At 58.0% G+C, this 6,814-nt stretch carries 7 protein-coding genes; all 7 read left to right on the forward strand.

Translation table 11 applies throughout. The features are described from left to right. Positions 1-138: 138 nt before the first annotated feature. On the forward strand, positions 139-1,449 hold the full coding sequence (paaK, locus tag B2W52_RS00430; RefSeq protein ID WP_008173803.1) for a phenylacetate--CoA ligase PaaK: 1,311 nt from the start codon (positions 139-141) through the stop codon (positions 1,447-1,449). Positions 1,450-1,776: 327 nt separating this feature from the next. Beyond that, a complete protein-coding gene (gene paaA / locus B2W52_RS00435) occupies positions 1,777-2,769 on the forward strand; it encodes a 1,2-phenylacetyl-CoA epoxidase subunit PaaA (RefSeq protein ID WP_008173802.1) in 993 nt (330 codons plus the stop codon). Between the two features lie 17 nt (positions 2,770-2,786). Continuing rightward, positions 2,787-3,068, forward strand: coding sequence for a 1,2-phenylacetyl-CoA epoxidase subunit PaaB (paaB, locus tag B2W52_RS00440; RefSeq protein ID WP_008173800.1), 282 nt, complete (start codon positions 2,787-2,789; stop codon positions 3,066-3,068). A 12-nt stretch (positions 3,069-3,080) separates the two neighbouring features. Beyond that, positions 3,081-3,845 (forward strand): 1,2-phenylacetyl-CoA epoxidase subunit PaaC, encoded by a 765-nt coding sequence (paaC, locus tag B2W52_RS00445; RefSeq protein WP_273071356.1) that lies wholly within the window; start codon positions 3,081-3,083, stop codon positions 3,843-3,845. After that, positions 3,829-4,398 carry a 1,2-phenylacetyl-CoA epoxidase subunit PaaD gene (gene paaD, locus B2W52_RS00450; protein WP_008173796.1) on the forward strand — a complete coding sequence of 190 codons (570 nt, stop codon included), beginning with the start codon at positions 3,829-3,831 and terminating at the stop codon, positions 4,396-4,398. The genes paaC and paaD overlap by 17 nt, the downstream gene beginning before the upstream one ends. Positions 4,399-4,411: 13 nt before the next feature. Continuing rightward, positions 4,412-5,491 (forward strand): 1,2-phenylacetyl-CoA epoxidase subunit PaaE, encoded by a 1,080-nt coding sequence (gene paaE / locus B2W52_RS00455; RefSeq protein WP_008173794.1) that lies wholly within the window; start codon positions 4,412-4,414, stop codon positions 5,489-5,491. Between the two features lie 87 nt (positions 5,492-5,578). Continuing rightward, positions 5,579-6,814, forward strand: a 1,236-nt coding sequence (locus B2W52_RS00460; RefSeq protein WP_286800969.1) for a 3,4-dehydroadipyl-CoA semialdehyde dehydrogenase, incomplete at its 3' end; no start/stop codon positions are given.

The raw sequence follows: 6,814 nt of genomic DNA on the forward strand, positions 1-6,814 counted from the left end.
TATGCCCTCTGCACCATGTGCATCGGCGTTGGTCAGGGTATCGCCCTGATCATTGAGCGCACGGATACGGTGGCCTGAGGCCACCGCGGAAAACAGAACAAAGACCCTTGGCAGACAAGAACAACGCAGGACAGAACCATGACCTTACCACTACAAAAACTTGGCAAACTTGACCGCATGGAAACCGCCAGCATTGATGAGCTGCGCCATGAACAACTGCAGCGCCTGCGCTGGAGCGTTGTCCATGCCTACACCAACGTGCCCTTTTACCGTAAAGCGTTTGATGACCTCGGTCTGAAACCCATGGACATCAACTCGCTGGAAGACCTGGCCAAGGTGCCATTTACCACCAAGGCAGACCTGCGCGATAACTATCCGTTTGGCATGTTTGCCACGCCCATGTCGGATGTGGTTCGGGTGCACGCTTCCAGTGGCACCACCGGCAAGCCAACCGTGGTTGGTTACACCCAGAGCGACATCAACACCTGGGCCGACATTGTGGCGCGCTCCATCCGGGCCGGTGGCGGCTCCCGCGGTGACAAGGTACATGTGGCTTACGGTTATGGCCTGTTCACCGGTGGCCTTGGTGCCCACTATGGCGCCGAGCGTCTGGGCTGCACCGTTATTCCGATGTCTGGCGGGCAGACCGAGAAGCAGGTCCAGCTGATCAAGGATTTTGAGCCGGACATCATCATGGTCACACCGTCCTACATGCTGAACATCGCCGACGAGATGGAACGGCAGGGCATCGATCCCCACAAGCTGCCGCTGCGCCTGGGCATCTTCGGCGCGGAGCCCTGGACCAACGCCATGCGTTCCGAGATCGAAGAGCGCCTTGGCATCGAGGCACTGGATATCTACGGCCTATCGGAAGTCATGGGCCCGGGCGTGGGCATGGAATGTATTGAAACCAAAGACGGCCCGACCATCTGGGAGGATCACTTCTATCCGGAAATCATCAACCCGGAAACCGGTGAAGTGCTGCCTGATGGTGAATACGGTGAGCTGGTCTTCACGTCATTGACCAAGGTGGCCCTGCCGATTCTGCGTTACCGCACCCGAGACCTCACCCGCCTGCTTCCGGGTACAGCGCGCCCGATGCGCCGGATTGACAAAATTACCGGCCGCAGCGACGACATGCTGATCATTCGCGGCGTCAACGTGTTCCCGAGCCAGATCGAGGAGCAGGTGCTCAAGTGCGAGGCTCTGGCACCGCACTACGAGATCGAGGTTTACAAGGAAGGCAACCTGGACTGCGTGGATATCCGGACCGAACTGAAACCCGGCGTAACCGACACCCCCGAGAGTCGTGCTGCGGCGGCCAAGGAACTGGCGCACCACATCAAGTCCTACATCGGCATCAGCACCCGTGTCGAGGTGGTGGAAACCAACCGTCTGGCACGCTCGGAAGGCAAGGCCAAGCGCGTATTTGATCGCCGTAACCAGTAAATCCGACCGACCAGCAGAGAGTCAGCACGCAGCGGATGCCGCTGACTCTCGCTGCTTTTCCCACCACCAGGGCCCGCAATCACCGATTTAAAATTGCTTTCCGTTTGCTGATCTCAATAGCATTTGCTCACGTATCACTTTTTTTATTATGCAAATCAGCACTATAAGATCTCATAAGGAAGCTTTTAGATATAACATGACACACAAAGACTGTTCTTGATATTTATTCAGTATCATATAATATGGAGTCATTGACCCTCAGTTGTTATTGAGGGTTCTCTGTTCACGGACAACAGAACAACAAGCCCGATCCGGAGGTATTTGTTTATGTACGCCCAGCTCGTTGAAACCGGCGCCAAGCGCCTTAAGACCAAAGAAGAGATGTCGCCCGAAGAGCGCGACTTTCAGGAAAAGGTCGACGCCGAAACCAAAATCGAACCCAAAAACTGGATGCCGGAAGGCTACCGGAAGACCCTGATTCGCCAGATTTCCCAGCACGCCCACTCTGAAGTGGTCGGCATGCTGCCGGAAGGCAACTGGGTTACCCGCGCGCCTACGCTCAAGCGTAAGCTCCAGCTGATGGCCAAGATTCAGGACGAAGCGGGCCACGGCCTGTACCTGTATAGCGCCATGGAAACCCTGGGTGCTGACCGTGACGAAGAGATCGAAAAGCTGCACCAGGGAAAAGCCAAGTATTCCAGCATCTTCAACTACCCGACCCTGAACTGGGCGGACATGGGTGCTGTTGGCTGGCTGGTAGACGGCGCCGCCATTGTTAACCAGGTGGTGCTGCAGCGTACCTCCTATGGTCCCTATTCCCGCGCCATGATCCGCATCTGCAAGGAAGAAAGCTTCCACCAGCGTCAGGGTTACCAGATCCTGCTGGACATGATGCGCGAAGGCACCGAGGAACAGAAAGCCATGGTGCAGGACGCCATTAACCGTCTGTGGTGGCCGGCACTGATGATGTTCGGACCGCATGACGACGAGTCCCCGAACTCCCAGCAGTCCATGGCCTGGAAGATCAAGCGCAAGAGCAACGACGAACTGCGCCAGATGTTTATTGACCAGACCGTGCCGCAGCTCGAATTCCTTGGCTGCACTGCACCGGATCCGGACCTGAAGTGGAACGAAGAAACCGGCCATTACGATTTCGGCGAAATCAACTGGCAGGAGTTCTACGACGTCCTCAAGGGCAACGGTCCCTGCAACCGCGAGCGCATCAAGACTCGCAAGAACGCTATTGACGAAGGTGCCTGGGTCCGTGAAGCGGCCGTCGCCTACGCCGAAAAACAAAAACAGCGCGCACAAGCCGCCTGATACCGGAGGAATACAACATGTCTGAATGGCGCCTTTACGAAGTCTTTGTACGGTCCAAGCACGGCCTGAACCACAAACACGTGGGCAGCGTTCACGCTGCTGACGCCGAGATGGCTATGGAGAACGCCCGTGACCTGTACACACGCCGCAACGAAGGCGTGAGCATCTGGGTTGTGCCCTCCGACACCATCACGGCGTCCGCGTCCGACGAGAAGGAAGTGCTTTTCGATCCGTCGGAAGACAAGGTTTACCGGCACGCTTCCTTCTACAAGCTGCCCGATGAAGTCGGACACATGTAAGGAGCGGTACCCATGACACAAACAGAAGCATTAAAGGAATACCTGCTGCGCCTGGCAGATTCCGACATGATCCTCGGCCAGCGCCTTTGCGAGCTGTGTGGCAAGGCCCCGGCGCTTGAGGAAGAGATGGCACTGATGAACGTTGCCCTCGACCTCGTCGGCCAGGCTCGCAACTGGTACGAGTATGCAGCCGAGCTGATCGACGATGGCCGCGATGCTGACAAGCTGGCCTTCCGCCGGGACGCTCACAAGTATCGCAACCTGCTGATGACCGAGCAGCCCAACGAGGACTACGCCGTCACCATGGGCCGTCAGTTCTTCTTCGACGTGTACCACTACTTCACGCTCAAGAGCCTGACCGAATCCAGCGACGAGCGCATTGCCGGCATCGCTGCCAAGGCGCTGAAAGAGGTGACCTACCACCTGCGCCGCTCCTCGGAGTGGGTGAAGCGTTTTGGTGATGGCACTGAAGAAAGCCACCGCCGCATGCAGGACGCCGTCGACATCCTCTGGCGTTTTACCGGCGAGCTTATCACGCCGGACGACACCGATCGTGTGATGGCCGAGGCGGGCATTGGCCCGGATACTGACCAGTTGGCCAAAGACTGGCGCGGCATGGTCAACGAGGTGCTCACCCAGGCAACCCTGACTCCTGGCGCGGAAGACGCCTGGATGTACATGGGTGGCAAGCACGGCGAGCACACCGAACACCTCGGTTTCATCCTGGCAGAAATGCAGTTCCTGCAGAGGGCCTATCCCGATGCCACAACATGGTGATTCAGACAGCCGGTCAGCTGTCGACATTCTGATTGCCAGTGATCGGGTGCCGGCCAACGCCCGCCCCGATCTGCTGACAGAGGACGACATCTGGGCACTTCTTGAAGAGGTCAAAGACCCTGAAGTGCCGGCAGTCAGTGTCGTGGAGCTCGGCATTGTCCGGGCGGTTCACTGGGACGGTAAAGAACTGTCCATTGACGTGACCCCGACCTACTCCGGGTGCCCGGCAACCGAACTGATTGAGGAGCTGATCGCCGAGGCGCTGCGCGCCGCTGGCTTCCGCGATCCGAAAATCAAACAGGTTCTGACCCCTGCCTGGACCACCGACTGGATCACAGACGAAGGCAAAGAAAAGCTTCGGGCGTTCGGTATCGCGCCACCCGAGGGCAGCTCCAGCAAAATGAGCCTGCTCGGAGAACCGGAGGTCATTGCCTGCCCTCATTGCGGCAGCAAAGACACCGAACGGGTCAGCGAGTTCGGATCCACCGCCTGCAAAGCCCTTTATCGTTGCAAGGAATGCCTCGAGCCCTTCGACTATTTCAAATGCATCTAGAGCCGATACGATCATGAACAAATTTTACTCACTGACCCTCAAAGAGGTCAGACCTGAAACAAGAAACGCCGTATCACTTGCTTTTGACGTGCCGGAAGATCTGGCAGACAAGTTTCACTACCAGCAGGGCCAGCACCTGATCGTGCGCACCAAGCTGGATGGCGAGGAAGTTCGCCGCTCCTACTCGATCTGCCGCAGTGTCAACGACCAGGAGCTTCGCATCGCCGTCAAACAGGTTCCGGGCGGTCGCTTCTCCACCTTTGCCAACGAGCAACTCAAGCCCGGCCAGACTCTGGAAGTCATGCCGCCGCAGGGCCATTTCTCCATTGATCTGGACCCGGAACGTGAAGGCAATTACCTGGCCGTTGCGGCCGGCAGTGGTATTACTCCGATCCTCTCGATCGTGAAGACCACCCTGGAAACCGAGCCCAAGAGCGAGGTCACCCTGTTCTACGGCAACAAGGCCACCAGCAGCACCATGTTCCGTGACGAGCTGCAGGACCTGAAAAACGAGTACATGTCCCGCCTTAACCTGGTGTACATCTTCACCCGTGAAGAACAGGACATAGACCTTTACAACGGTCGTATCGACCACGAGAAGTGCGACAAGCTGTTCGATCACTGGATCAATGCCAAGGAGCTCACGGCGGCCTTTATCTGCGGCCCGCAGATGATGACCGAGACCGTGCGCGACTCACTGCGGAACCACGGCATGGAAAAGAGCAGGATCCACTTCGAACTGTTTACCCCGGCTGGTGGGGTTCCCCAGGCCCGGAAAGACCGGGATCCGGCACACGTCGATCCCCAGTCAATCAGTGAAGTAACGGTGATCGCTGATGGCCGCTCGCTGACTTTCCCGCTGGTGCGCGACACCAAGAGCATTCTGGATGCCGGCAACGAAGAAGGCGCGGACCTGCCCTATTCCTGCAAGGCTGGCGTCTGCTCCACATGCCGAGCCAAGGTCGTGGAAGGCGAGGTAGAGATGGACCAGAACTTTGCTCTGGAAGACTACGAGGTGGAAGCCGGTTACGTGCTTTCCTGCCAGTGCTACCCGATCAGCGACAAGGTGGTTCTGGACTACGACGAAATGTAGTTTCCGCCCCCAAAACAAGACAAGAGCAAGGCAAGTCCCGCAGCAACGGGGCTTGCCTTCGCGTTTCAGAAACGAATGGAGTTTCCCATGTCAGTCCTGAAAAGTTTCATTGCCGGCCAGTGGGTCGGCGAAAAGCCCGCCAAGGCTCTGCCAAGCGCCGTTAACGGCGAGATCGTCGCCCATACCCACGACGACACCCTCGATTTCAAGAACGCTGTTGAGTATGGCCGCAGGGTTGGCGGCAAAAACCTCATGGCGATGGATTTCCAGGAGCGCGCCCTGGCCCTGAAGGCCATGGCCCTGTACCTCCAGGAGCACAAAAAAGAACTCTACGCCCTGTCGATGCATACCGGTTCCACCAAGGGCGACAACGGCATCGATATCGACGGTGGTTTCGGTACGCTGTTTTCCTACGCCAGCATGGGCCGCCGCGAACTTCCCTCGGGCAACGTGGTTCACGAAGGCCCGGTGACTCCGCTGGGCAAGAACAACCACTTTGCAGGCACCCATATCCTGGTGCCCCGCGGCGGCGTTGCGGTTCACATTGACGCCTACAACTTCCCGGTATGGGGCATGCTCGAAAAGTTTGCACCCACCTTCCTGGCAGGCATGCCGTCCATCGTGAAGCCGGCCACCTCAACCTGCTACGTGACCGAACTCGCCGTCCGCCTGATGCAGGAATCCGGCGCGCTTCCGGAAGGCAGCCTGCAGTTGATCATTGGCAGCACCGGCGACCTGTTTGACCATCTGGAAGAGCAGGATGTGGTGACCTTCACAGGCTCGGCCGCAACGGCACGGAAGCTCAGGAACCACCCGAACATCATCAATCGTTCGATTCCGTTCAACGCCGAGGCCGATTCACTGAACAGTGCCATTCTGGCGCCGGACGTGACCCCGGAGCACGAAGAATTCGACGTCTTCGTAAAGGAAATCCGGCGCGAGATGACCGCCAAGGCCGGTCAGAAATGTACCGCCATTCGTCGTATCTTCGTTCCGAAAGATCAGGTAAACGCGGTCTGCGACAAGCTGAAAGAGCAGCTTTCCAAGATCACCGTGGGTGATCCCTCTGTCGAAGGCGTCCGCATGGGTGCACTGGCCTCCATCGACCAGCTGGAGGATGTGAAAGCCAACATCCAGGAATTGCTCAAGACCAGTGAGCTGGTTGTGGGTGGCGAAGGCAACTTCAAGGCTACCGGCGATGGCACCGAGAAGGGCGCGTTCATCGAGCCGCACCTGCTGCTGTGCCGGAACCCGGAAACCGGCTGTGGTGCCCACGATATCGAGGCATTCGGCCCGGTTGCTACCGTCATTCCTTACGACACC

The organism is Marinobacter sp. UBA2498, from assembly GCF_002341575.1.
In the GTDB taxonomy this organism is placed as follows: Bacteria; Pseudomonadota; Gammaproteobacteria; order Pseudomonadales; family Oleiphilaceae; genus Marinobacter; species Marinobacter manganoxydans.